Source organism: Vibrio pacinii DSM 19139, from assembly GCF_000711795.1.
GTDB lineage: Bacteria > Pseudomonadota > Gammaproteobacteria > Enterobacterales > Vibrionaceae > Vibrio > Vibrio pacinii.
In genome coordinates this window covers 29,055-54,660 of sequence record NZ_JONH01000005.1, presented here as the reverse complement: position 1 = coordinate 54,660, position 25,606 = coordinate 29,055, and the positions used below count along the sequence as shown (strand labels likewise).

Genomic DNA, 25,606 nt, shown 5'->3' with positions numbered 1-25,606 from the left:
CAGCCTTGGTTTCAGACCAATAACCGACTTTCAAATTGTAACTATATTGACCGGAGAGACTCTTCCATGAAAAAGACCAAAATCGTATGTACGATTGGCCCTAAAACTGAATCTGTAGAGAAGCTGACTGAACTTGTAAACGCAGGCATGAACGTAATGCGCCTTAACTTCTCTCACGGTGACTTCGCAGAGCACGGCACTCGTATCGCGAACTTCCGTAAAGTAATGGAAAACAATGGTGAACAACTTGCTATTCTTCTAGATACTAAAGGTCCAGAAATCCGTACTATCAAACTTGAAGATGGTAACGACGTAGATCTAGTAGCAGGTCAAGAGTTCACTTTCACAACTGACGCAACAGTTGTTGGTAACAAAGACGTAGTAGCAGTAACTTACCTAGGTTTCGCTAAAGACCTAACCGTGGGTAACACTATCCTTGTTGATGATGGCCTAATCGAAATGGAAGTTATCGCAACGACTGAAACTGAAGTTAAGTGTAAAGTTCTTAACAACGGTGCTCTTGGCGAAAACAAAGGTGTTAACCTTCCAGGCGTTTCTGTTCAACTACCTGCACTATCTGAAAAAGACAAAGCTGACCTTAAGTTTGGTTGTGAGCAAGGCGTTGATTTCGTTGCTGCTTCTTTCATCCGTAAAGAAGAAGACGTTAAAGAAATCCGTGAGCTTCTAAACGCTAACGGCGGCGAGAACATCCACATCATTTCTAAGATTGAAAACCAAGAAGGTGTTGATAACTTCGATTCAATCCTTGAAGCTTCTGACGGCATCATGGTTGCTCGTGGTGACCTAGGTGTTGAAATCCCAGCTGAAGAAGTAATCTTCGCGCAGAAGATGATGATCGAGAAATGTAACCGTGCACGTAAGATGGTTATCACAGCGACACAAATGCTTGACTCTATGATCAGCAACCCACGCCCTACTCGCGCAGAAGCAGGTGACGTTGCGAACGCAATCATGGATGGTACTGATGCGGTAATGCTTTCTGGTGAAACGGCTAAAGGTAAGTACCCAGTTGAAGCTGTTACTATCATGGCTCAAATCGCGAACCGTACTGATTCAGCGCTTAAAGCTGAACTAGGTTCTCGTCTAGACAGCCCACGTCTACGTATCACTGAAGCAGTATGTAAAGGCGCGGTAGACACTGCAGAGAAGCTAGCGGCTCCTCTAATCGTGGTGGCAACTGAAGGCGGTAAGTCTGCACGTTCAGTACGTAAGTACTTCCCAACGGCAAACATCCTTGCTCTAACAACCAACAAGAAAACGGCAGCTCAGCTTGTACTGACTAAAGGCGTTAAACCAGTTCTTGTTGACTCTATCGAGAGCACAGACGCGTTCTACATCAACGGTAAAGAAATCGCGCTGCAATCTGGCCTAGGTAACAAAGGCGATATCGTTGTGATGGTTTCTGGCGCTCTAGTCGCTTCAGGTACAACCAACACTGCATCAGTACACGTTCTTTAATCGAACTCGATACTGAAATAGAAAAGAGGGCTTCGGCCCTCTTTTTTTGTTTTTACCTCCGATTAGCACATGGCTTAATCGAGCTGGTAAATCACATCCACTCGATCACGAATCACGATGGTTGAGTCTTGATAAGTATTCGATTCCACTTTGGCATCCATCGCCATCGAACGCATCAAGACCGGCTGCTGACTTTGCATATTGTAATCAATACGCCACACATCTTTGACTGCTTTACCGAAACCTTGCGCAAGCGACTGTGCTTTTTCGTTGGCATCTCGAATCGCCGCCATGCGCGCTTGTTGCTGATATTGAGCTTGGTCACGAACCTTAAGCTGAATATTGTCGACCTGATTAATCCCTGCATTTAGCGCTAAATCGAGATACTGATTAAGATCGGCAAGATCATTGACCGTTACAGAGACACTGCGTGTTGCACGATAGCCAACTAACTCTGGCTTGCCTTTGTTCGGGTAATGGTACTGAGGCGTGATATAAAGGTTAGAACTGCTGATATCTTGCGCCTCGACACCTTGTTGATTAAGCGCATCAATTAATGCCTTGACGACTTGATCAACTGACTGTTTAGCTTGCTCAGCCGTCATGGTTGATTCAACCACTTTAACCGAAAATTCAGCCATATCAGGTTTGGCGATGACTTCACCATAGCCTGCCGTCACCAAGTGAGGAAAATCTGGTGTGTTGGCCCAAACCGCCACACTGACAGTAGACAAAGAGAGTGTGGCAACCAGTGTCGGAATAAACTTCATATTTAGAATCTCTTGATAATCAATTCATAACAGCATAGACAGCGAATAAGAATAGCCCAAGCACAACAAACACTTCTGACAGAGAATTAACCCAACGATTGAGTGCAAATCACTTTGGTAATAATACGTGACTATGGCTTATGATCGCCTGAGTGATTTTCTTCAGCAATCCTGTTTCTAACTGCCAATGATGCCAATAGAGATTAAAGCTCATAAAAAACCCCGGCATCAAATCGACTAATGCCCCTGACTCAAGCTCTTTCTCTATCTGAAGCTTGGGAATTAGACAGTATGCGCAGCTCATCAATGCCAGATTAACAAACGCCTCAGAGCTTGCGACGTGATGATGAGCAATAGCGTCGGGCGGGATATTAAAGTTCTGCTGCAGAAAGTCTCGGTGCAATTGATCGTATTGATCAAATGAAACAGCTGGGGCGCTAAGCAGAGCGTCTCGACTGACACCTTGTGAAAAGTGCTGTTGGGCAAATTCAGGACTGGCGACGCAGACGTAATCCATACGACCAAGGTATTGAGCATCACAACCGACGATCGCCTTAGATTCAAGACTTAACGCCCCTACGACTTCGCCATTTTTTAGCTTATCTAAGGTGCGCGCTTCAGCAAATACCGCCAAGTTGAATTCCACTTGATGTGACTTCATGACGGGTGCCAATGCAGGTAATAACCAGGTAGCTAAACTATCGGCGTTGGTTGCAATTGATACCCTTTGCACTCGTGGCAATGTTTCATTACCTAGCTCTGGTATTAAATCACTTTCAAGCAACTGAACACGCTGATAAAAACCAAGTAATTTCTGGCCGATTAGCGTAGGCCTTGGTGGTTGCTCGCGAATTAACACTGGCTGAGCGAGAAACTTCTCGAGCTGCTTTATCCGCTGGGACACCGCTGACTGTGACACAAACAGCAGCTGCGCGGCACGCTCAAAGCCGCCCGTGGTAATCACCGCTTCCAACGCTTCAATCCACCGGTAATCTAACCCACGCATACTTCTCTCCGACACACCGACATTAGAACAACTAATATATCATTATCATTATTAAATATACTTATTCTTGTGATCTGCTTATCTTGAAGCCAAACAAAAGTTAAGGAGAAACCAATGAATAGCTGGTTATTACTGCAAGGTTTTGGGCTCGGAGCGAGCATGATAATACCGATCGGCGCACAAAATGCGTATGTGCTCAACCAGGGAATTAAACGCCATCACCACCTGACAACGGCCACCATCTGTAGCATTCTAGATATTGCCTTTATCTCAATTGGTATCTTTGGCGGTGGCGCACTGTTGGCGAGTAATCAAAACTTGTTGTTACTAGTGACGTTAGGAGGTATCACTTTTTTGAGTTTTTACGGTTATTTATCGCTAAAAAGCGCTTTTAACATCGATCAATCTACCACAGAAAATAGCCAAACTTTCCGTGGTCGCAAAGCCGTGATTATCGGGGCACTCGCAGTCACAGTACTCAACCCTCACCTTTATCTAGATACTGTCGTCATTCTGGGTTCAATTGGTGGGCAATTTACGGGCCAAGATCGTATCGCATTCGCGTTAGGCACGATGTGCGCCTCTTTTGTGTGGTTCTTTAGCCTATCGATTGGCGCCGCTAAGCTGGCCCCGACATTATCACAACCGCGGGTAAAGCAAGGAATTGATATTGCGGTTGCGGTTATGATGTTTGTGATTGCATTGTTACTTACTAAGCAATTGTTGATTCAATTTGTATAGGTTAGCTATGAATAAGTTAGATGAGATTTATCGGTTCAATGTCGAGATGCTTACGCAACTTAAGGTGTCGTATAACGAATGGCAGCATGAGCCAATTTTGGATTTTGCCACCGACGTATTGGTCGCCAAGCGATTAGGCTGGACAGGGACGCACAGTAAGAGTCTATTTTTAAAACTGAAAGGGGCTGGCTATGCACTGCTGCTCACAGATAAAGACTCGCGGCTCGACAGTAAAGCAATCAAAGCCCTGACAGGCAAGCGACCTTCAATAGTGAATGATCAAGAGATGAATGAAGTAACGGGCTGCCTACCCGGTGCCCTCTGCCCATTTGGTTTACCACGCGAGATTCTCATCATTGTTGATACCAAGCTTTACCAATATCGAGAAATCTTATATACCCCAGCAAAGCCTGAGTATACTTTTGGTGTCGCGGCAAAAGAGTTGCCAACGATTCTCGCCAGTTTAGGCAACCCATTACTTGAAATAGAAAGTTCGCTATAGAAAAGCTAAAAACACAAAAAAGCGAGGCACTGCCTCGCTTGTTATATTCGATCAATGACGACGTTAGTCAGCCTTGTTCAAATGAACATCCATTTGTGGGAATGGAATTTCAATACCTGCCGCATCAAGCGCTTCTTTAATGCCTTGCATCGCATCAAAGTACACTCCCCAGTAATCTTCTGTTTTCACCCATGGGCGAACGACAAAGTTCACGGATGAGTCAGCAAGTGCAAGCACACCAATGGTCATATCTGGGTCTTTGAGAATGCGAGGATCCTTCTCTAAGGTCTCACGGATCACTTGTTTGGTTTGCTTAAGATCCGCTTTATAAGAAACACCGATAACCAGATCGACACGGCGAGTCGCGTGACGAGAGTAGTTCGTAATTGGGCCACCAATTACGCCCGAGTTAGGCACAACCACCATCTTGTTGTCAGGGGTTTTTAATACTGTTTGGAAGATCTGAATCGCTTCAACACTACCAGCGACACCACCAACTTCAACATAATCACCAGACTTAAATGGACGAAAAGCAACAATCAGCACCCCCGCCGCAAAGTTTGATAATGACCCTTGTAGCGCTAAACCAATCGCTAAGCCCGCGGCACCAATAACCGCAACAACAGATGCGGTTTGAACACCAACACGACCTAATGCGGCGATAAGTACGATAACGAATAGCAGATAACGAACGAGACCATGAATAAACTCAACAACTGCCTTATCCATGTTTTTCTTTTCTAACACTTTAGAAACGCTGTTAGCGACTGCTTTAACGATAATGTTACCGATAAACAGGATCAAAACCGCTGATATGATGTTCACACCGTACTGAACCAATAAATCAGAATTATTGGTTAGCCATTTTTCCGCATAACTTAAACCATCAACGAGAGGGGCTTCAATCCCAACTGACTCACCTGACATAAATGTATCCTCTTTTTATTAAAGACTGCATGAATCGAACTGCTTATCACCACAACCTAACTGCATGACTCATGCATTCACTGCAGTAATGTCACTTTTTTGGCACGATAACGCACTTTTGACTATTCTCAAAGTTAACTTTTTGCAAATAGCGGTTAAATAAAGACTTATTCAGCTCCAAGATTAAGCAACCCGAATAGGTTTCGCCACATTTATCTTTATTTAGTGCGCACAGATTTCCGATACAAACAAAAAAGCCCGCTCATAATAAGCGGGCTTTAACATCAATGATGTAACGACGAATTATAGTACGTCTACTGCGTTTAGGTCAGCAAAAGCTTTCTCTAGACGTGCAACCATTGAAGCTTGACCAGCGCGTAGCCATACGCGTGGATCGTAGTACTTCTTGTTTGGTGCATCTTCGCCAGTTGGGTTACCGATTTGACCTTGTAGGTAGTCATGGTTTTCAGCTTCGTACTGACGGATACCGTCCCACGTTGCCCACTGTGTATCTGTATCGATGTTCATTTTGATCACACCGTAACCGATAGACTCTTGGATTTCAGCTTCAGAAGAACCAGAACCACCGTGGAATACAAAGTTTAGAGCGTTAGGTGCAATACCAAACTTCTCTGCACAGTATGCTTGAGAATCACGTAGGATAGTTGGAGTAAGAACAACGTTACCTGGTTTGTAAACGCCGTGTACGTTACCGAAAGACGCTGCGATAGTGAAACGTGGGCTAACTGCGCTTAGCTTCTCGTACGCGTAAGCAACATCTTCAGGAGAAGTGTATAGCTCAGAAGCGTCCATATCAGAGTTATCAACGCCGTCTTCTTCACCACCAGTACAACCAAGTTCGATCTCGATTGTCATGTCCATTTTAGCCATGCGCTCTAGGTACTTAGCACATGTTTCAATGTTCTCTTCTAGCGGCTCTTCAGAAAGATCTAGCATGTGAGAAGAGAATAATGGCTTACCAGTTTCAGCAAAGAACTTCTCACCAGCGTCTAGTAGACCGTCGATCCATGGTAGAAGTTTCTTAGCTGCGTGGTCAGTGTGTAGGATAACTGGAACACCGTAAGCTTCTGCAACAGCGTGAACGTATTTTGCACCAGCTACAGCGCCAAGGATTTGTGCACCTTGACCTTCAAGTTTAACGCCTTTACCAGCGAAGAATGCTGCGCCGCCGTTAGAGAACTGAACAACAACAGGAGCTTTAACTTTAGAAGCCGCTTCTAGAACACCGTTGATTGAATCAGTGTTAACTACGTTAACTGCTGGAAGAGCAAATTTATTTTCTTTTGCTACTTCAAAAACTTTCTGTACGTCATCGCCAGAAATAACACCTGGTTTTACAAAATCGAAGATCTTAGACATGGATTTAATCCTATTTAACCGTCATTTAGAAAAAGGGTCGTTTTAAATATAAAACTTGTTAAGTTCAAATTTTGGCAAACGATTGCTCACAACGTGCGCTATTCTAGCAAAAAAATGTGATGTGCAGCAAACGACAAAGCGGGAGACATTCGCTCCCGCTTTTATTTAATTACTTAGCGCGCTCTTCAAGCATAGCTACTGCTGGAAGTACTTTACCTTCAACGAACTCAAGGAATGCACCACCGCCAGTCGAGATGTAAGAAACATCTGCTTTGATACCGAACTTGTCGATGGCCGCTAGCGTATCACCGCCACCAGCTACAGAGAAACCTGCAGACTTAGCGATTGCTTCAGAGATACCTTTAGTGCCCGCTTCGAAGTTTTTGAATTCGAAGACGCCAACAGGGCCATTCCAAAGAATGGTTTTTGCGTTCGCGATGATGTCAGCAAGTACCGCTGTTGAATCTGGACCTAGGTCGAAGATCATGTCGTCATCTTGAACTTCAGAAACGTGTTTGATTTCAGCTTCTGCGTTCTCATCGAATGCTTTCGCACAAGCAACATCGGTCGCCACTGGAATAGAACACTCTTTCATTAGCTTCTGAGCCGTTTCAACTAGGTCAGCTTCGTATAGAGACTTGCCTACGTTGTGGCCTTCAGCGGCGATAAATGTGTTGGCGATACCACCACCAACAACAAGTTGGTCAGCGATTTTAGAAAGCGACTCTAGAACAGTTAGCTTAGTAGAAACTTTAGAACCACCAACGATAGCAACTAGCGGACGATCTGGGTTATCCATTGCTTTACCTAGTGCTTCAAGTTCAGCAGCAAGTAGAGGACCAGCACACGCGATAGGCGCGTTCATGCCAACACCGTGGGTAGAGGCTTGTGCACGGTGAGCCGTACCAAATGCATCCATAACGAAGATGTCACACAATGCTGCGTACTTCTTAGAAAGTTCTTCTTCGTTTTTCTTCTCGCCTTTGTTAAAGCGAACGTTTTCTAGAACAACAAGCTCACCAGCGTTGAGTTCTAGACCGTCTAGATACTCTTTTGCCAGCTTAACGTCACAATCTAGTGCGTCGTTGAGGTAATTTACAACAGGTTGTAGAGAGAACTCTTCTGCGTACTCACCCTCTGTTGGACGGCCTAGGTGAGAAGTAACCATCACTTTCGCGCCTGCTTCTAGGCAGTGCTTGATAGTTGGCAGAGATGCTAGAATACGTGCATCAGAAGTCACTTTGCCTTCTTTTACTGGTACGTTTAGGTCAGCACGAATAAATACACGTTTACCTGCTAGTTCCAGGTCAGTCATCTTGATTACAGACATGATGTGTCCTCTCAAATTTTCAATAAGTAAAGTTTTTCAGTCACCCGGCAACCCTTGCCAAGCTCAATAATTCTTCAAACTGGTCTTAATATGGAGAAGTTACAGATTTATTTCAAGGTAAAAAATAAATCTTTCTCCACTGCTGCTCTACGGCTTATTCAGCAGCTTGCATTGCGAGCGCAGTATCCAGCATACGGTTCGCAAAGCCCCATTCATTGTCACACCACACCAGCATTTTTACCAAACGCCCATTACTGACTCGAGTTTGTGAACCATCGACAATCGCGCTATGGGGATCATGATTAAAGTCGATGGAAACGAGCGGCGCTTCAGTATAGTCAACAATGCCCTGTAATGTACACTGAGATGCGTTAACAATGGTTTGATTTACGTCATTAACTTTCACATTTGTATTAATTGTGACACTTAAATCCATCGCAGTGACATTAACCGTTGGCACTCGGACTGAAATCGCTTCAAATTTGTTAGAAAATTTCGGGAATATTCTTTCAATACCCTTATGCAATTTGGTATCGACAGGGATGATCGATTGGCTCGCAGCACGTGTACGGCGCAAGTCAGAGTGGTAGGCGTCGATAACCTGCTGATCATTCATCGAAGAGTGAATGGTCGTAATGGTGCCAGAGTCAATTTCAAACGCGTCGTCGAGCGCTTTAATGATGGGAACAATACAGTTGGTGGTGCAAGAGCCATTTGACACAACATTATGGTCAGCTTTAAGGGTTTGATGATTTACGCCATAGATAATCGTATTGTCGACATCATTTGCCCCTGGATGGGAAAACAGTACTTTCTTCGCACCAGCTTTAATATGCTCTTGACCATCCGCTTGGGTACCATACACCCCAGTACAATCGAGCACTAAATCGACGTCAAGATCTCGCCACGGAAGCAGTTCAATGTCAGCAAGATGGAGGATACGAATCGAATCAAATTCACCGGTCCCCTGATGAGGAGCATCATGATGAATGTAGATATGCTCTTGATCATGTGAGATTTTTTTTGCAAAACGACCATGACTGGTATCGTACTGAAGTAGATGAGCCATGGCATCGGGTTGAGCCAGCTCATTCACAGCAACCACTTTTATCTGTTGGTTCTTGCCACTCTCATACACCGCTCGCAGCACATTACGGCCGATACGGCCAAATCCATTGATCGCAACCTTTAGCATGCTTCCTTCACCCTAGAATTATCTCGTGCCACAGATAGTAACCGATCACTTTCTCTGACGCATCCACAAATAAAAAGCCGGATCATAATGACCCGGCTTGATGGTTGACTCAATCGATGATTTACGCCAACAGTTCGTGTGCTGTTTTGACTACGTTTTCAGTAGTAAAGCCGAACATCTTGAATAGCTCGCCTGCTGGTGCAGATTCGCCGAACGTTGTCATACCGATGATCTTGCCACCGAAGCCAACGTACTTGTACCAAAAATCTGCGATGCCTGCTTCTACTGCGATACGCGCGGTAACATCAGATGGCAGTACCGATTCACGGTATTGTGCGTCTTGCTTGTCGAATGCGTCCGTTGCAGGCATAGAGACTACGCGTACCTGTTTACCTTCAGCGGTTAGCTGTGCGGCTGCTTCAACAGCAAGTTCAACTTCAGAGCCTGTTGCGATAAGAATAAGCTCAGGCTTGCCTGCGCAATCTTTAAGGATGTAACCACCCTTAGCGATGTTAGCGACTTGCTGTGCATCACGCTCTTGCTGAGCAAGGTTTTGACGAGAGAAGATGAGCGATGTAGGGCCATCTTTACGCTCGATAGCCAGTTTCCAAGCCACTGCTGATTCAACTTGGTCACATGGGCGCCATGTGCTCATGTTTGGCGTTAGACGTAAAGAAGCGATCTGCTCAACTGGTTGGTGAGTCGGACCATCTTCGCCTAAGCCGATAGAGTCGTGTGTGTAAACTTGGATGTTCTGAACTTTCATCAGCGCTGCCATGCGCATGGCGTTACGCGCGTATTCCATGAACATCAGGAAGGTTGCGCCATACGGGACAAAACCACCGTGTAGAGCGATGCCGTTCATGATTGCTGTCATACCGAATTCACGCACACCGTAGTGAATGTAGTTACCAGAGAAGTCATTCGCTTCTAGCGACTTAGAGCCCGACCACATGGTTAGGTTAGACGGTGCTAGGTCAGCAGAGCCGCCCAAGAATTCAGGTAGCATAGCGCCGAATGCTTCTAGGGCATTTTGCGATGCTTTGCGTGAAGCGATGTTGGCAGGGTTAGCTTGAAGATCAGCAATGATGGCATTGGCTTTCTCTTCCCACTGCGCTGGCAGGTCGCCATTTACGCGACGTTTAAATTCGGCAGCAAGCTCTGGATGAGCGGCTTCATAAGCGGCAAGTTTTTCATTCCATGCGGCTTCTTTAGCAGCGCCCGCTTCTTTCGCATTCCACTGTGCATAGACATCTTGTGGGATTTCAAATGGACCATGTTCCCAACCAAGCTGCTTACGTGTTGCGGCGATTTCATCAGCGCCTAATGGTGCACCGTGACAGTCATGTGAACCTGATTTGTTTGGTGACCCAAAGCCGATAACGGTTTTAGTACAGATAAGCGTTGGGCGCGGATCCGCTTTAGCAGCGATAATCGCCGCGTTGATTGCGTCAGCATCGTGACCATCAACAGCTGGGATAACATGCCAGCCGTACGCTTCAAAACGCTTAGGTGTATCGTCAGAGAACCAACCTTCGACGTGACCGTCGATTGAAATGCCGTTGTCATCCCAAAAAGCAATCAGTTTGCCCAGACCAAGTGTACCCGCTAAAGAACACGCTTCGTGCGAAATACCTTCCATCAGACAGCCATCACCCATAAAGGCATAAGTGAAGTGGTCAACAATGTCGTGGCCAGGTTGATTAAATTGTGCCGCTAACGTCTTCTCGGCAAGTGCCATACCAACAGCATTAGTGATGCCTTGGCCTAGCGGTCCTGTTGTCGTTTCAATACCTGGTGCGTAACCGTATTCAGGGTGACCTGGAGTCTTTGAGTGCAGCTGACGGAAGTTTTTAAGGTCGTCAATTGATAGCTCGTAACCGCTAAGATGCAACAGTGAATAAATCAGCATCGAGCCGTGGCCATTTGACAGTACAAAACGGTCACGATCCGCCCACTCTGGGTTTACTGGGTTATGATTTAGGTGAGAGCGCCAAAGAACTTCAGCGATATCAGCCATGCCCATAGGGGCGCCTGGGTGGCCAGAGTTAGCTTGTTGTACACCGTCCATGCTTAGGGCACGGATAGCATTAGCGAGGTGTTGACGAGAAGACATTTCAGCTCCTGAATGCGTTAAGCGAATCAAAAAAATTGGACGATAATTCTCTCAAAGCCCCGCTAGCTGTGCAAACGATTTCCATCGGATTTGTCCTCGTATAACGGATATTTTCGTCTACTTTAATCATTAAGCCGATATTTTTATGAATATTAAGCAAACGATTAACTTATGTGGTGCGTACAAAAAAGGCTTGTAATTCACACAAGCGAATTTAGAATAGACGTCTAGATGTAGATACACCTACAAACTCAAGTATTATTTTTCGGTGTTCTGAACTCGAATCGGAACCCTAATGTAAATTAAAGTGGAGCTCACATGGCTAAGCACCTGTTTACTTCTGAATCGGTATCAGAAGGTCATCCGGATAAAATTGCAGACCAAATTTCTGATGCTGTTCTTGATGCGATTTTAGAGCAAGATCCTAAAGCGCGTGTTGCGTGTGAAACCTACGTCAAGACCGGTATGGTCATGGTCGGTGGTGAAGTCACAACATCTGCATGGGTCGATATCGAAGAATTGACTCGTCAAACTGTGCGTGACATCGGCTATGTCCATTCAGACATGGGTTTCGACGCTGACTCTTGTGCAGTCCTGAACACTATCGGTAAACAGTCACCAGACATCAACCAAGGTGTTGATAAAGCAGATCCAAAAGACCAAGGTGCTGGTGACCAAGGTATTATGTTCGGTTACGCGACCAACGAAACTGAAATTCTGATGCCTGCGCCAATCACTTACTCTCATCGCCTGGTGCAAAAACAAGCGGAAGTCCGTAAGAACGGCACCCTTCCTTGGCTACGTCCAGATGCAAAATCTCAGGTTACGTTCCAATACGACCAAGGTAAAATCGTTGGCATTGACGCAGTAGTACTTTCAACTCAGCATTGTGATTCAATCTCGACACCAGACCTACGTGAAGCGGTAATGGAAGAGATCATCAAGCCAGTACTGCCTTCAGAGTGGATCAATAAAGAGACTAAATTCTTCATCAACCCAACCGGTCGCTTTGTAATCGGTGGTCCTATGGGTGACTGTGGTCTAACTGGTCGTAAGATTATTGTTGATACCTACGGCGGCGCAGCTCGTCACGGTGGTGGTGCATTCTCTGGTAAAGATCCATCAAAAGTTGACCGCTCAGCAGCATACGCCGCGCGTTACGTAGCGAAAAACATCGTTGCTGCTGGCCTAGCTGATCGTTGTGAAATTCAACTTTCTTACGCTATTGGTGTTGCTGATCCAACGTCGATCATGGTTGAAACGTTTGGCACAGAGAAAGTGTCTCAAGAGATCATCATCGAAGCTGTGCGCCAGCACTTCGACCTACGTCCATATGGTCTGCAAGAGATGCTGAATCTGCTTCAGCCAATCTATAAGAAAACAGCCGCATATGGTCACTTTGGCCGTGAAGAGTTCCCTTGGGAAGCGACTGACAAAGCTGCGCAACTACGCGAGTTCGCAGGTCTTAAGTAATCTCAGTAAGCCCTAAGCCAACTAACATTCCAAGCGCCTGACCTGTCAGGCGCTTTTTTTATCTGCGCAAAAATGCATTAAGAAATTTGTATTTTCTCACCAAGCGGTCAATAGTTAAAAATATGTTAACGAAAGCAATCGATGTTGCGTTTCCATTCGTAAACAATTATTAACTGATGCACCGCTTATGACGTCGCCAAGCCGGGCATCGAGTTTCGTTCACTGACAACTTAAATCCGTTGGTGTAGTTAGAGAATCGATCAAGGAGGATGTATGCCTCGTACGGTGAATCCAGATAATTTCGACGCTAAGCAAGACGAAGTGAAAGACACAGAGTACGCTCGCACGGTTCAGTGTAATCAAGTCAGTATCTCTGCCCCGTTTCATTGGCTATCACTTGGTCTGCATGACTTTGTGCGTATGCCGCTCATCAGTGCCTTCTACGGTTTGTGCTTTATGGCAGCCGCGATCGGCATCGTTTTATTAGTCCAATGGCAAGGCACCCATCTAGTGGTGATGCCAAGCCTGGTTGTTTACATGTTAATTGGGCCTTTCCTAGCACTAGGCTTGTATGATGCGAGTTGGGAAAGAGAAAAAGGCCACAAACCAAGTTTGCTGCATTCGATGAAAGCCATTGGCCGTAACTCGACGTCGCAATGGGCCTTTGCCGTGATGTTGGCGGTCTGTATGATTTTTTGGATGCGGATTGCCGCTTTGCTTCACGCCCTATACCCCTCGGTGCAAGGTGCCCCTCTGACTGACTTTATGCCCTTCTTAGTCATTGGCTCTTTGGTCGGATTCATCTTAGCTTGTGTCGTATTCAGCATTTCAGCCTTTTCCATTCCTTTGATGATGGAACGACGCGTTGATGTGATGACTGCGGTTTTCTCAAGCTTCAATGCGGTCAAATCGAATATTTCCGCCATGATTGTCTGGGCTGCGCTTATCTGTGGCGGTATCTTGGTCGGCTTTGCCACTTACGGTATTGGCATGTTATTTACCATGCCAATTTTAGGTTATGCCACATGGCACGCGTACCATGAAATCATTAAAAAGAAGCATCACCCTTAAGTCGCACTGAGGTTTAATCCGGTATATGATTCGCCCCTGATAACGATGATTAGGGGCGATTTTTTGTGCAGCCAACCATAGATCAAGAACTGGAGTATCGGGCAACAAAGGTGATTGCTCGCTGCATTGCAACCGCTCAAATAACATTTAAGCGCACTTTTGCCGTCCCTAGCCTAAATTTTAAATTACGCGGCAAAACTGCAGGCAAAGCGTATCTGCAACTCAATCAGATTCGTCTTAACCCCATTTTATTTACTGAAAATCAAGCGGCATTCCTCGATGAGGTGATCCCGCATGAAGTCGCCCACCTGATTACTTACCAAGTATATGGCCGCGTAAGACCGCACGGTAAAGAGTGGCAAGGCGTGATGGGAACAGTTTTTAATCTACCAGCAAAAACCACTCATGACTTCGAGGTGGCTTCTGTACAAGGCAAAACCTTCGAATATCGCTGTCACTGTCGCCATCACCCATTGTCGATCCGACGTCACAATAAAGTCATGCGCAATCAAGCCAGTTATCACTGCCAGCAGTGCCAACAATCCTTGAGCTTTACTGGCAAGCAACTCTCCTAATCCATACTGACTTTGAACCGACCATTTTTGCTCATTCAATTCGTGTGCGAACACGAAAAACCTACTTTTGTCGCACAACGCAGTCGCAACCGTTATGGCGCCCTAAGGGACCTAACGTTATAACACCAAATAGAGTTTGCAATTCTTAACTGGAAACGCAGTTGAACCCTTGTTTTTTCACGACAAAGCATCCATGTTAGAGGGTAATCAATTCTCTTGCTGGAAATCGAAAAACAATGCGAATCCCTCGAATTTATCACCCACAAATCCTCTCCCAATTGGGTAAAGTTATGCTCAGTGATGATGCAGCCGGACACATCGGACGCGCGTTACGCATGAAAGAGGGCCAACAAGTGTTGTTATTTGATGGCAGTGGGGCAGAATTTCCAGCAGTGATTAGCGAAGTCAGCAAAAAGTCGCTTGAAGTAGAACTCACAGAGCGCATCGAGCGCAGCAGCGAATCTCCGCTTGATTTGCATTTAGGCCAAGTGGTTTCACGCGGCGATAAAATGGAGTTTACTATTCAAAAGTCGGTCGAGCTTGGTGTAAACACGATTACGCCTTTGATCTCAGAGCGCTGTGGCGTCAAGCTGGATCCAAAACGCTTTGAGAAAAAACTCATCCAATGGCAAAAGATCGCCATCAGCGCCTGTGAACAATGCGGACGCAACACGGTACCCGTGATTCGCCCTATCATGCCGCTCGAAGAGTGGTGCAGCGAAACATTCGATGGACTAAAGCTCAACTTGCATCCTCGGGCCAAGTATTCGATCAATACACTGCCGACACCCGTTGAAAAAGTTCGTCTCTTGATTGGTCCTGAAGGGGGATTATCCAGTGAAGAGATCGACATGACGCAAGACTATCAATTCGAAGAGACGCTACTCGGCCCACGCGTATTACGCACTGAAACTGCGGCTCTGACAGCAATTACCGCCCTGCAAGTTCGCTTCGGCGACCTCGGCTAAACGGAGAACACATAGAATGATCAAACTAGGCATCGTAATGGACCCTATCTCGTCCATTAACATCAAGAAAGACTCAAGCTTTGCCATGATGCTTGAAGCCCAGCGCCGCGGCTACGAAATCCATTACATGGAAATGAGCGATCTTCATCTTGATCAAGGTGTGGCGATTGCCGATACCAAAGTTGTTGAGCTCAAAGAAGATCCAAACGGCTGGTATCAATTCAAATCAGAACAAACCATCGAACTGTCTCAACTTGATGCAGTATTAATGCGCAAAGATCCTCCTTTTGATACCGAGTATATTTACGCCACGTACATTCTTGAGCGTGCAGAAGAACAAGGTACGTTGATCGTCAACAAGCCGCAAAGTTTGCGTGATTGCAACGAAAAGCTGTTCACGGCCTGGTTCCCTGAACTCACTCCAACCACCATAGTGACGCGTAAAGCCGAAAAAATTAAAGCATTCCGTGAAGAGCACGGTGATGTGATCCTCAAACCACTCGACGGCATGGGCGGCGCATCTATTTTCCGCGTTAAAGAGAACGATCCTAACGTTTCGGTGATCATCGAAACCTTAACCAATCACGGCCAAAACTACGCGATGGCGCAAACTTTCGTCCCTGATATCAGTAACGGTGATAAGCGTATTCTGGTGGTTGATGGCGAACCTATGCCCTATTGCCTAGCGCGGATTCCAGCGAAAGGCGAAACCCGCGGCAATCTGGCGGCTGGTGGCACAGGTGAAGCGCGACCATTAAGTGAGACAGATAAACAGATCGCTGAGGCTGTAGCGCCTACACTTAAAGAAAAAGGACTCATTTTTGTAGGTCTCGACGTTATTGGTGACAAACTGACAGAAATCAATGTGACCAGCCCAACTTGCATTCGTGAGATTGAAGCTGCATTTGATGTGTCAATTACTGGCAAGTTAATGGACGCCATCGAGCGTCGCTTAAAAGCCAAATAATGATTAGGGCAACGTCAATAGTTGCCCTTACTTTCTGCGGGAGTCTCTATGAATTTAACCAATCATTTTTTAGTGGCTATGCCAGGGATGAAAGATCCCTACTTCCAACGTAGCGTTATTTATGTGTGTGAACACAATGAAGAGGGCGCTATGGGTTTGATGATTAACACTCCCATCGATATCACCATCGGTAAAATGTTAGAGAAAGTCGACGTAGAATCGGCGCATCCTAAATTACTCACCGAGAGCTTAGACAAACCGGTCTTGAACGGCGGTCCTGTTTCTGAAGATCGTGGGTTTATTCTCCACCAGCCGAAAGATGAGTATGAGTCGAGCATTAAAATGACTGACCAGATATTTGTCACCACCTCAAAGGATATTTTGGGCGTGTTAGGCACAGAAGCAGAGCCCAACCATTACATTGTGGCGCTTGGCTATGCAGGGTGGGAGCCCGGTCAATTAGAGATTGAACTGTCAGAAAACTCTTGGCTTACCGTTGAAGCGGATCCCAATGTGATGTTCGATACTCCAATCAATGAACGTTGGCAAAAAGCAGTGCAAATGCTCGGCATTGATGTCGCACAGTTGTCGAGTCAAATTGGTCACGCTTAACCAGCAGCCACGTTAACTACAAGAAAGAAAACAATGTCTAGAACAATTATGGCTTTTGACTATGGCACAAAAAGCATCGGCAGTGCCATCGGCCAAGAGATCACTGGGACGGCTTCGCCACTGAAAGCATTTAAAGCCAACGATGGCATTCCAAACTGGGATGAAATAGAAAAACAGCTCAAAGAGTGGCAGCCTGATTTAGTAGTCGTCGGCTTACCCACTGATCTACATGGCCGCGATCTTGAGACGATTACGCCGAGGGCAAAAAAGTTTGCCAACCGCCTTCATGGTCGCTTTGGCGTGTCGGTAGAGCTACACGATGAGCGCCTCTCTACCACAGAGGCACGTGCTGATCTGTTCGAAATGGGTGGCTATAGGGCGCTCAGCAAAGGTAATGTTGATTGCCAATCTGCGGTGGTCATTCTGGAAAGCTGGTTTGAGGCGCAGTACGGTTAGCGAGAAATGTTTGAAGGGTTGACATGACTGTCTACCCTTCTGTTTTGCCATCAATTAAGTCTCGCAGTGCAGCGTTCTGTTATATAGCCTAATCCATATCGATTTTCACATCGGCTAAACTCCCCGACGAAAAACCTGTCCCGCGCTGAGTCTTAATCATCATACGCAAATCATTGGCCGAGTCGGCGCTGTGCATCGCCTCTTGTTCGTCAATCTTACCCTCGATTACTAGCTGATACAGCGCTTGGTCAAAAGTCTGCATACCACTTTGGGTCGATTTTGCCATCGCAGCTTTCAGCTCATGCAGATCACCACGACGAATTAAATCGGCCATCCGCGGCGTATTCAGTAACACTTCAAATACACCGTGACGACCTTGCCCTTGGCTATCACGAATCAATTGTTGGCCAATCACACCACGTAAATTCATCGACAGATCAAACAAAAACTGCTCTTTTTGCTCTTTGGGCACCAAATGGAGAATACGCTCTAAAGCCTGGTTGGCATTGTTGGCATGCAACGTCGCCAAACAGAGATGGCCAGTTTCGGCAAACATCATCGCATACTGCATGGTTTCACGACTACGGATCTCACCAATCACAATCATATCTGGCGCTTGGCGCAATGAGTTTTTTAGCGCCACCTCATAGCTTTCGGTATCAAGCCCCACTTCTCGCTGGGTCACAATGCACTGTTGATGCGGATGAACAAACTCTATCGGATCTTCCACCGTCAATATGTGTCCGCTGCGATTTGTATTACGGTAGCCCGTCATAGCAGCCATCGTGGTTGACTTACCCGACCCCGTCGCGCCCACCACCAGCACTAACCCTCGCTTGGCGAGCGCAAGATCCTTGACCACTTGTGGCAATTTAAGCTGCTCGATCGTCGGAATGGTGGTTTCTATCCGACGAATCACCGCACCGGGCAACTCTCGTTGAAAAAAGGCTGACACTCGGTAACGGCCGTAATCACGCACGATGGCAAAGTTAGCTTCACGAGTGGTCACGTAGTCATGTTGACGCTGATCATCCATCATAGTGTTGAGCAGCGCCTCAAGCTGTGGTTGATCGAGAGCTTCACCTTCAGCGCGCAACTCACCATCAATACGATACAAAATAGGCGCTCCAACTGTTAAATAGAGATCCGAAGCTTTATCATCGTTCATTCGTTGCAGGCAGGTATCAATATCCATCTTGGCCTCTATCAAAACATGCTCGATTCAATATCGATTTTTTTCGCCACTTCGGTTTGTTCAACCATACCTTGAGCGATCAACTTTTTGGCATTTTGCTCCATCGTTTGCATACCATGTGCTGCCCCCGTTTGAATAACGGAGACCATTTGCGCGACCTTATCTTCACGGATCAAGTTACGAATCGCAGGGGTCGCCATCATGATCTCATGACAGGCGATCCGGCCACCACCAATACGTTTAATCAGCTTTTGCGCAATGACCGCTTTAAGAGATTCAGACAACATTGAACGCACCATCTCTTTGTCGCTACCAGGGAAGACATCAATAATTCGGTCGATGGTTTTCGCCGCTGAACTGGTATGCAACGTGCCAAACACTAAGTGGCCCGTTTCCGCCGCCGTCAACGCCAGACTGATCGTTTCTTGATCGCGCAACTCACCCACGAGGATCACATCCGGATCTTCACGCAGTGCACTGCGCAATGCATTGCTGAAACTGTGCGTGTCTCGGTGTACTTCACGTTGGTTAATCAAACATTTATTGTTGCTATGGACAAATTCAATCGGATCTTCGATGGTGAGGATGTGCTTATTATGGTTACGATTGATGTAATCAACCATGGCCGCTAACGTCGTCGATTTACCCGATCCTGTCGGCCCCGTAACCAACACTAACCCTTTCTCCATGTTGGCAATATTTTCAAAAATTTGTGGCGTTGCCAGTTGCTCTAAGGTAGGAATTTCGGTTGGGATAGTACGAAACACCGCCGCGCAGCCGCGTGATTGGTTGAACGCATTGACGCGAAAACGTCCGACATCTGGCAGTTCAAAGGAAAAGTCAGCCTCAAGACGTTCTTCAAACTCACGACGTTGAGCATCATTCATGATATCAAACACTAAACGGTGCACGTCTGAATGGCTAAAAGGTGGTACACCAAGCTTGCGAACTTCCCCATCAATCCGCACCATAGGAGATACTCCAGCAGAAAGATGTAGATCTGACGCATTATGCTTTACACTAAAATCCAGTAACTCAGTGATATCCATTTAAAATCCTTAAGTAAAATCTGCTATGACTAGTATTCAACAAAACATTGAACAGATCACCTCACAGATTGAAAGCGCACAACAAAAGTGTGGACGCAGTCTAGACACAGTGCAACTTCTCGCGGTGAGCAAGACGAAACCGGTGGAGGCAATTCTCGAGGCCGCTCAGGCAGGTCAACGCGCCTTTGGCGAGAATTACGTCCAAGAAGGGGCCGATAAAGTGGCTTACTTCAATCAACACCACCCAGAATTAGCATTAGAATGGCACTTTATTGGTCCGATTCAGTCGAATAAATCACGCCATGTGGCGGAAAACTTTGCTTGGGTCCATACCGTGGACCGCGCCAAGATAGCGCAGCGCTTAAATGACCAACGCCCACAAGGGATGCCGCCACTACAGGTGCTTATCCAAGTCAACACCAGTGGTGAGACGTCGAAATCAGGTATCAGTGATAATGAAATCTTTCAGCTTGCAGAGTTGATTTCTTCTCTGCCAAACCTCACGTTAAGAGGACTGATGTCGATTCCTGCCAATGTGGGCAACTATCAGTCGCAGCTGGCAGCATTCAATCAATTGGCACAGTTAAAACATAAGCTGACTCAGCACTTCCCAGAGCAAAATATCGATACACTATCGATGGGGATGAGTGGCGATATGCAAGCAGCGATTGAAGCGGGCTCAACCATGGTGCGTATTGGTACCGCTATTTTTGGTGCTCGTGACTATTCGAGCGCGAACTAATTGAGTCTGGTGCGAACGAATTGAGCAACAAAAACCTAAGTAATTAAGGATAGAGTCACCCATGGAACACAAGAAGATTGCCTTTATCGGTGCAGGAAATATGGTTAGTGCGATTGTGTCTGGCCTCGTTTCTGATGGATACCCAGCAGAACTCATTACTGCCACGGCGCCGTCTGAAACGCGACGTTTGCCGCTTGAGCAGCAGCTTGGTATTAACACCACCAGCGACAATCTACAGGCTGCGCAACAAGCCGATGTGGTGGTTCTCTCCGTAAAACCGCAGATGATGGCCGATGTGTGCAAACCGCTGCAAGCTATCGATTTTAGCAATAAACTGGTCATTTCAATTGCAGCGGGTATCAACTGCGAACGATTGAATCAGATGCTGAATGGCCAGCTCAATCTGGTGCGCGTAATGCCAAATACCCCTTCTCAACTGGGTTTGGGGATGAGCGGACTGTTTGCTCCGGCGCATGTCGCAGAGCAAGACAAAGCATTTGCAGCGCAACTGATGCAAGCGGTAGGTAAAGTGTGCTGGGTCGAGCACGAATCAGGAATTAACAATGTGATTGCCGCAGCCGGCAGCGCACCTGCGTATTTCTTCTTATTTATGGAAGCAATGCAAGCTGAAGCGATTGCACAAGGCTTTGACCAACCGACGGCGCGCCAGTTAGTGCAACAAGCCGCGCTTGGCGCAGCGAGTATGGTGGTTGAGAATCCTGAGACAGAATTGTCGACGCTGCGTGAAAACGTGACGTCTAAAGGCGGAACAACCGCCGAAGCACTAAGAACATTCAACGATCATCAACTTTCGGATATAGTCGCTAAAGCAATGCAAGCTGCAGTGGCACGCGCCGAAGAGATGGAAAAACTATTTTAATTGTCAGAGCATGTTGCTCTAGAAAATAAGGGTCACCTATGAATTCAATGAGTTTTCTGATATCCACCCTGTTTGATCTCTACATCATGGTGGTGATCTTACGGATCTGGCTGCAAGCGGCTCGGGCTGATTTCTACAATCCGTTTTCTCAGTTCATTGTCAAAGTCACACAACCCGTGGTCGCTCCGCTGCGCCGCGTGATCCCATCAGTGGGAAGTCTCGATTTGGCCACAGTATTGTTCGCTTACGTCTTGTGTGTGCTTAAATTTGTTGCCCTTATTTTGATTGCGTCGAGCGGTTCGGTTTCATTCAGTGCCGACTTTTTACTGCTCGGCATGCTTTCATTGCTTAAAGCCGCCGGCGGGTTACTATTCTGGGTATTATTGCTGCGCGCAATTTTAAGTTGGGTAAGCCAAGGTCGCAGCCCAGTTGAGTATGTTTTCCATCAACTGACTGAACCGATGTTAGCGCCAATTCGTCGCATCCTTCCGGCGATGGGCGGTTTTGACCTCAGTGTCCTAGTGCTGTTTATTGTATTGCAGTTTGCCAACTTCTTAATGGGCGATTTGATCGGCCCAGTTTGGCATCAACTATAATGTCTCAAGCGGCTTGGTTTGATGGCGATGATTTAGTACTTCGCCTCTATATTCAACCGAAAGCCAGCCGAGACAAAATCGTTGGTGAGCATGGCGAAGAGCTCAAAGTCGCCATCACCGCACCACCGGTAGATGGCAAAGCAAATGCTCATTTAAGTAAGTTCCTCGCCAAGCAATTTAAAGTGGCCAAAGGGTTAATCAACATAGAAAAAGGTCAGCTAGGACGGCATAAACAAGTCAGGATTAGCTCACCAAGTACGATTCCAGCAGAGATTAAAGCCATCCTATGATGGCTTTTCTTTTGGCATCTCCCATAGCAACGCAACACAAGGAAATCCCATGAAACAATGGTTGGTATTATTGCTAGTCACAACGCTGACGCTGCCCGCATGGGCAGGCCAATTCAAAACAATCAAAGATGTCGAAGTCCACTACTCGGCATTCAACTCGACGTTTTTAACCGCCCAAGTTGCCCGCAGCTATCAACTTAAACGCAATGGCTACTCGGCGATTCTGAATATCAGCGTGCTCGATAACTCTCAAGTAGGCAAACCTGCAACCACAGCGACCATCTCTGGCAGCAGCAAAAATCTCATTGGTCAAACTCGCCAACTGAGTTTTAAAGAAGTCAAAGAAGGTGACGCGATTTACTACCTCGCCGAGTTTCCTATCTCTGACGAAGAACGACTGACCTTTGATATTGATGTTAATGCTGGCATTAAAGGCACGGGAAGATTAAAGTTCAGCCAGAAATTTTATGTAGAAGAGTAATGCCGCGCGCATTAGGAGATGAATCCCCATGAGCAAGATTGTTTTAGCCACTGGTAACCAAGGTAAAGTTCGTGAAATGGCCGGCTTATTGGCCGATTTTGGTTTTGATGTCGTGGCGCAAAGCGAGTTCAACATTTCTGAGGCCGCTGAAACTGGCACCACCTTTATCGAGAATGCCATTATCAAAGCACGCCACGCAGCACAGCAAACCGGCTTGCCAGCGATTGCCGATGACTCAGGTCTTGAAGTCGACGCCCTGAATGGCGCACCAGGTATTTACTCGGCGCGCTATGCAGGAGAAGACGCGACCGATCAACAAAACCTCAATAAGTTGCTTGCAGCAATGCAAGATGTACCCGAAGAGAAACGTACAGCGCGTTTTCACTGCGTGTTGGTTCTGATGCGCCACGAAAACGACCCGACACCGATTGTGTGCCATGGTCAGTGGCAAGGCCGTATACTCACTGAGGCACACGGCGAAAATGGCTTTGGCTATGATCCTGTGTTTTATGTTCCTGAAGACAACTGCGCTTCTGCCGAGCTCGAACCTGCGCGTAAAAAGCAGCTATCACACCGTGGTAAAGTGCTACAACAGTTGTTTGCGATCCTTGCCGAGCAACAATAATGGGCCAGCTAACTCCCCCTGATTTGAGCCTTTATGTACACATCCCGTGGTGTGTACAAAAGTGCCCCTATTGTGATTTCAACTCACACGAGCTCAAAGCGGAGATTCCAGAACAAGCCTACATCGCTGCGTTACTGCAAGATTTAGATAATGACATTGAACGTTACCAATTAAATGCGAACTCGCGCCCACTGCACTCCATTTTCATTGGTGGCGGAACGCCAAGCCTTATCTCGGCTCAAGGTATTGAAGATCTGCTACAAGGCATTGAGCAGCGCATCCCGTTCAAGCCCGCAATCGAAATCACCATGGAAGCCAACCCTGGTACCATCGAAGCAGAGCGTTTTGCAGGGTATCGCCGCGCTGGAGTGACACGCATCTCTATCGGTGTACAGAGCTTCGAGCAACAAAAGCTTATCAGACTAGGTCGGATTCACGGTCAAGAAGAAGCCGTCAATGCGGCCAAATTAGCCCATCAAATTGGCTTAAACAGCTTTAACCTCGATCTTATGCACGGTTTACCGGATCAATCGGTTGAACAAGCGCTAAGCGATTTAGACCAAGCGATTGCACTCAATCCTCCGCACCTCTCTTGGTATCAGTTAACCATTGAGCCTAATACCCTGTTCTATTACAAGCAGCCGACTTTGCCTGATGATGACGACTTATGGGATATTTTTGAACAAGGGCATCAAAAACTGGCGGCGGCTGGTTATGTGCAATATGAGATATCCGGCTACAGCAAACCCGGTTATCAATGTCAGCATAACCTCAACTATTGGCGCTTTGGTGACTACCTAGGCATTGGTTGCGGGTCGCACGGAAAGCTGAGTTTCACTGATGGGCGCATTATACGAACCACCAAAATCAAACACCCTAGAGGCTACCTCGCAGCGTTTGATAATATGGTCAAGCCATACCTAAATAGTGAGGTAGAAGTTGCGACGCAAGATAGGCCTTTCGAGTTCTTTATGAACCGCTTTCGCCTAATGGAAGCCTGCCCAAAACAAGATTTTCTTGACACGACAGGGCTTGAATTTAGCTCGATTGAGCCGACCATTAACTGGGCAATTGAGATGGGATACCTCAATCAAACCAAGACACACTGGCAAATTAGCGAGAAAGGTAAACTGTTTTTAAACGACTTGCTCGAAGCCTTTATGGCGGAAGAAGAATAAGACCAGAATGATGAGATAATAACGCTGCGCAAGCATCTGCGCAGCGTTCTCTTCAGGCTAAAATATCGAGCGGCCGATACGTTCGGACAATAGCTCTAACGCTTTGGTACCCGCCAATGAGTTGCCTGATGGGTCAAGCTCTGGCGACCAAACCGCGATAGTCATTTCACCCGGAACGATGGCAATAATACCGCCACCGACGCCTGACTTACCCGGCATGCCGACACGATATGCAAACTCACCAGCACCATCATACAAGCCACATGTCGCGAGCAAGGCGTTGAGCTGCTTAGTTTGCGTTGGGGTAATCACGGCTTTACCCGTTTGTACCGACGTTCCTTTGTTGGCCAAGTAACTAAAGGTTTTCGCCAGATCAACACAGCTCATTTTCAGCGAGCAGGCATGAAAGTAATTATTCAACACCGGAATGACTTCATTTTCAAAATTACCAAACGAGCGCATCAAATAGGCAATCGCCGCGTTACGGTCACTGTGCATCATTTCTGAGGCTGCCACGGTTTTGTCGTAGCAAATATGAGTATCACCAGAAAGCTGGCGCACAAACTCTAACAAACGCTGACGCGGCGCAGAAAGGCGACTATTGAGCAAGTCAGCCACCACAATTGCCCCGGCGTTAATAAATGGATTGCGCGGGATGCCTTGTTCCATCTCAAGCTGAATTAATGAGTTAAACGCTTGACCAGAGGGCTCTTTCCCCACTCTCGACCAGATCTCTTCCGGCTTATACAAGCCCAAGGCAAGAGTGAGGCTGAGCGCTTTCGAGATCGACTGAATAGAAAATGCTTCATCAGCATCGCCCGCTTTTATCACTTGGCCTTGGTTAGTAAACACCGCGATAGCGAGTTTATTCGCCGGCACTTTCGCCAAAGCAGGAATATAATTAGCCACTTTTCCGTGACCAATTAACGGCCGCACTTCGTTGAGAATATCAGCAAGAATTTCTGGTGTTGGTTTCATTATCAACCTTAAAAATCAATTAGT

General features: G+C 46.6%; 27 protein-coding genes. 17 read left to right on the top strand and 10 right to left on the bottom strand.

Annotation, left to right across the window (positions count from 1 at the left end; genetic code table 11):
- The first annotated feature begins 66 nt into the window (after positions 1-66).
- Complete coding sequence (gene pykF, locus BS19_RS04650; RefSeq protein ID WP_038173670.1) at positions 67-1,479, top strand: pyruvate kinase PykF; 1,413 nt, start codon at positions 67-69, stop codon at positions 1,477-1,479.
- A 74-nt stretch (positions 1,480-1,553) separates the two neighbouring features.
- Here pykF and BS19_RS04645 read toward each other — a convergent pair whose 3' ends face one another.
- The gene (locus BS19_RS04645; RefSeq protein WP_038173669.1) at positions 1,554-2,249 is read right to left on the bottom strand and encodes an oxidative stress defense protein; all 696 of its coding nucleotides are present in this window, start codon (positions 2,247-2,249) and stop codon (positions 1,554-1,556) included.
- A 109-nt stretch (positions 2,250-2,358) separates the two neighbouring features.
- Positions 2,359-3,255 (bottom strand): LysR family transcriptional regulator ArgP, encoded by an 897-nt coding sequence (locus tag BS19_RS04640; protein ID WP_038173667.1) that lies wholly within the window; start codon positions 3,253-3,255, stop codon positions 2,359-2,361.
- Between the two features lie 114 nt (positions 3,256-3,369).
- Here BS19_RS04640 and BS19_RS04635 point away from each other — a divergent pair, with 114 nt between their 5' ends.
- On the top strand, positions 3,370-3,996 hold the full coding sequence (locus BS19_RS04635) for a LysE/ArgO family amino acid transporter (RefSeq protein ID WP_038173666.1): 627 nt from the start codon (positions 3,370-3,372) through the stop codon (positions 3,994-3,996).
- A 7-nt stretch (positions 3,997-4,003) separates the two neighbouring features.
- The gene (locus tag BS19_RS04630; RefSeq protein WP_038173665.1) at positions 4,004-4,498 is read left to right on the top strand and encodes a YbaK/EbsC family protein; all 495 of its coding nucleotides are present in this window, start codon (positions 4,004-4,006) and stop codon (positions 4,496-4,498) included.
- 63 nt (positions 4,499-4,561) lie between these two features.
- On the opposite strand, the gene mscS is transcribed toward BS19_RS04630, so the two are convergent.
- The 5 genes from mscS to tkt all read right to left on the bottom strand — a co-directional run bounded on the left by mscS (position 4,562) and on the right by tkt (position 11,446).
- Positions 4,562-5,425: a small-conductance mechanosensitive channel MscS gene (gene mscS / locus BS19_RS04625; RefSeq protein WP_038173663.1), complete on the bottom strand. Its 864-nt coding sequence runs from the start codon at positions 5,423-5,425 to the stop codon at positions 4,562-4,564.
- Between the two features lie 303 nt (positions 5,426-5,728).
- Positions 5,729-6,805 carry a class II fructose-bisphosphate aldolase gene (gene fbaA, locus BS19_RS04620; protein WP_038173661.1) on the bottom strand — a complete coding sequence of 359 codons (1,077 nt, stop codon included), beginning with the start codon at positions 6,803-6,805 and terminating at the stop codon, positions 5,729-5,731.
- A 169-nt stretch (positions 6,806-6,974) separates the two neighbouring features.
- Complete coding sequence (locus BS19_RS04615) at positions 6,975-8,135, bottom strand: phosphoglycerate kinase (RefSeq protein ID WP_038173660.1); 1,161 nt, start codon at positions 8,133-8,135, stop codon at positions 6,975-6,977.
- 154 nt (positions 8,136-8,289) lie between these two features.
- Positions 8,290-9,330, bottom strand: a complete 1,041-nt coding sequence (gene epd, locus BS19_RS04610; protein ID WP_038173659.1) for an erythrose-4-phosphate dehydrogenase — start codon at positions 9,328-9,330, stop codon at positions 8,290-8,292.
- Between the two features lie 121 nt (positions 9,331-9,451).
- Positions 9,452-11,446, bottom strand: a complete 1,995-nt coding sequence (gene tkt / locus BS19_RS04605; RefSeq protein ID WP_038173657.1) for a transketolase — start codon at positions 11,444-11,446, stop codon at positions 9,452-9,454.
- A 318-nt stretch (positions 11,447-11,764) separates the two neighbouring features.
- Between tkt and metK the strand changes: the two genes are divergently transcribed.
- From metK to ruvX, 7 genes are all read left to right on the top strand, one after another.
- A complete protein-coding gene (gene metK / locus BS19_RS04600; protein ID WP_038173656.1) occupies positions 11,765-12,919 on the top strand; it encodes a methionine adenosyltransferase in 1,155 nt (384 codons plus the stop codon).
- Between the two features lie 273 nt (positions 12,920-13,192).
- Complete coding sequence (locus BS19_RS04595; RefSeq protein ID WP_038173655.1) at positions 13,193-13,990, top strand: DUF2189 domain-containing protein; 798 nt, start codon at positions 13,193-13,195, stop codon at positions 13,988-13,990.
- 77 nt (positions 13,991-14,067) lie between these two features.
- Positions 14,068-14,565 (top strand): SprT family zinc-dependent metalloprotease, encoded by a 498-nt coding sequence (locus BS19_RS04590; RefSeq protein ID WP_038173969.1) that lies wholly within the window; start codon positions 14,068-14,070, stop codon positions 14,563-14,565.
- A gap of 236 nt (positions 14,566-14,801) precedes the next feature.
- Positions 14,802-15,533, top strand: a complete 732-nt coding sequence (gene rsmE, locus BS19_RS04585) for a 16S rRNA (uracil(1498)-N(3))-methyltransferase (RefSeq protein ID WP_038173653.1) — start codon at positions 14,802-14,804, stop codon at positions 15,531-15,533.
- A gap of 16 nt (positions 15,534-15,549) precedes the next feature.
- Positions 15,550-16,500, top strand: coding sequence for a glutathione synthase (gene gshB, locus BS19_RS04580; protein ID WP_038173651.1), 951 nt, complete (start codon positions 15,550-15,552; stop codon positions 16,498-16,500).
- Between the two features lie 48 nt (positions 16,501-16,548).
- Positions 16,549-17,112, top strand: coding sequence for a YqgE/AlgH family protein (locus tag BS19_RS04575; protein ID WP_038173650.1), 564 nt, complete (start codon positions 16,549-16,551; stop codon positions 17,110-17,112).
- Between the two features lie 33 nt (positions 17,113-17,145).
- Positions 17,146-17,568, top strand: coding sequence for a Holliday junction resolvase RuvX (gene ruvX, locus BS19_RS04570; protein ID WP_038173649.1), 423 nt, complete (start codon positions 17,146-17,148; stop codon positions 17,566-17,568).
- A gap of 88 nt (positions 17,569-17,656) precedes the next feature.
- Here the strand turns inward: ruvX and BS19_RS04565 are convergent, their stop codons facing one another.
- Both BS19_RS04565 and BS19_RS04560 read right to left on the bottom strand, forming a co-directional pair.
- Positions 17,657-18,763 (bottom strand): PilT/PilU family type 4a pilus ATPase, encoded by a 1,107-nt coding sequence (locus tag BS19_RS04565; protein WP_038173648.1) that lies wholly within the window; start codon positions 18,761-18,763, stop codon positions 17,657-17,659.
- An 11-nt stretch (positions 18,764-18,774) separates the two neighbouring features.
- Positions 18,775-19,812 (bottom strand): type IV pilus twitching motility protein PilT, encoded by a 1,038-nt coding sequence (locus tag BS19_RS04560; RefSeq protein ID WP_038173646.1) that lies wholly within the window; start codon positions 19,810-19,812, stop codon positions 18,775-18,777.
- 25 nt (positions 19,813-19,837) lie between these two features.
- Here BS19_RS04560 and BS19_RS04555 point away from each other — a divergent pair, with 25 nt between their 5' ends.
- The 7 genes from BS19_RS04555 (at position 19,838) to hemW (ending at position 24,604) form a co-directional block, all read left to right on the top strand.
- Entirely contained in the window at positions 19,838-20,554 is a 717-nt protein-coding gene (locus BS19_RS04555; RefSeq protein ID WP_038173645.1) for a YggS family pyridoxal phosphate-dependent enzyme, read from the top strand.
- Between the two features lie 61 nt (positions 20,555-20,615).
- Positions 20,616-21,434 (top strand): pyrroline-5-carboxylate reductase, encoded by an 819-nt coding sequence (proC, locus tag BS19_RS04550; protein WP_038173644.1) that lies wholly within the window; start codon positions 20,616-20,618, stop codon positions 21,432-21,434.
- A gap of 38 nt (positions 21,435-21,472) precedes the next feature.
- On the top strand, positions 21,473-22,030 hold the full coding sequence (locus BS19_RS04545; RefSeq protein WP_038173643.1) for a YggT family protein: 558 nt from the start codon (positions 21,473-21,475) through the stop codon (positions 22,028-22,030).
- Positions 22,030-22,320, top strand: a complete 291-nt coding sequence (gene yggU / locus BS19_RS04540; RefSeq protein ID WP_038173640.1) for a DUF167 family protein YggU — start codon at positions 22,030-22,032, stop codon at positions 22,318-22,320. Before BS19_RS04545 ends, yggU begins: the two co-directional genes overlap by 1 nt.
- Positions 22,321-22,369: 49 nt before the next feature.
- Positions 22,370-22,801 (top strand): DUF4426 domain-containing protein, encoded by a 432-nt coding sequence (locus tag BS19_RS04535; RefSeq protein ID WP_038173639.1) that lies wholly within the window; start codon positions 22,370-22,372, stop codon positions 22,799-22,801.
- Between the two features lie 28 nt (positions 22,802-22,829).
- Positions 22,830-23,426 carry an XTP/dITP diphosphatase gene (locus BS19_RS04530; RefSeq protein ID WP_038173638.1) on the top strand — a complete coding sequence of 199 codons (597 nt, stop codon included), beginning with the start codon at positions 22,830-22,832 and terminating at the stop codon, positions 23,424-23,426.
- Positions 23,426-24,604: a radical SAM family heme chaperone HemW gene (hemW, locus tag BS19_RS04525; protein ID WP_038173636.1), complete on the top strand. Its 1,179-nt coding sequence runs from the start codon at positions 23,426-23,428 to the stop codon at positions 24,602-24,604. The genes BS19_RS04530 and hemW overlap by 1 nt, the downstream gene beginning before the upstream one ends.
- Before the next feature lie 57 nt (positions 24,605-24,661).
- Here the strand turns inward: hemW and glsB are convergent, their stop codons facing one another.
- A complete protein-coding gene (gene glsB, locus BS19_RS04520) occupies positions 24,662-25,582 on the bottom strand; it encodes a glutaminase B (RefSeq protein ID WP_038173634.1) in 921 nt (306 codons plus the stop codon).
- Positions 25,583-25,606 lie beyond the last annotated feature (24 nt).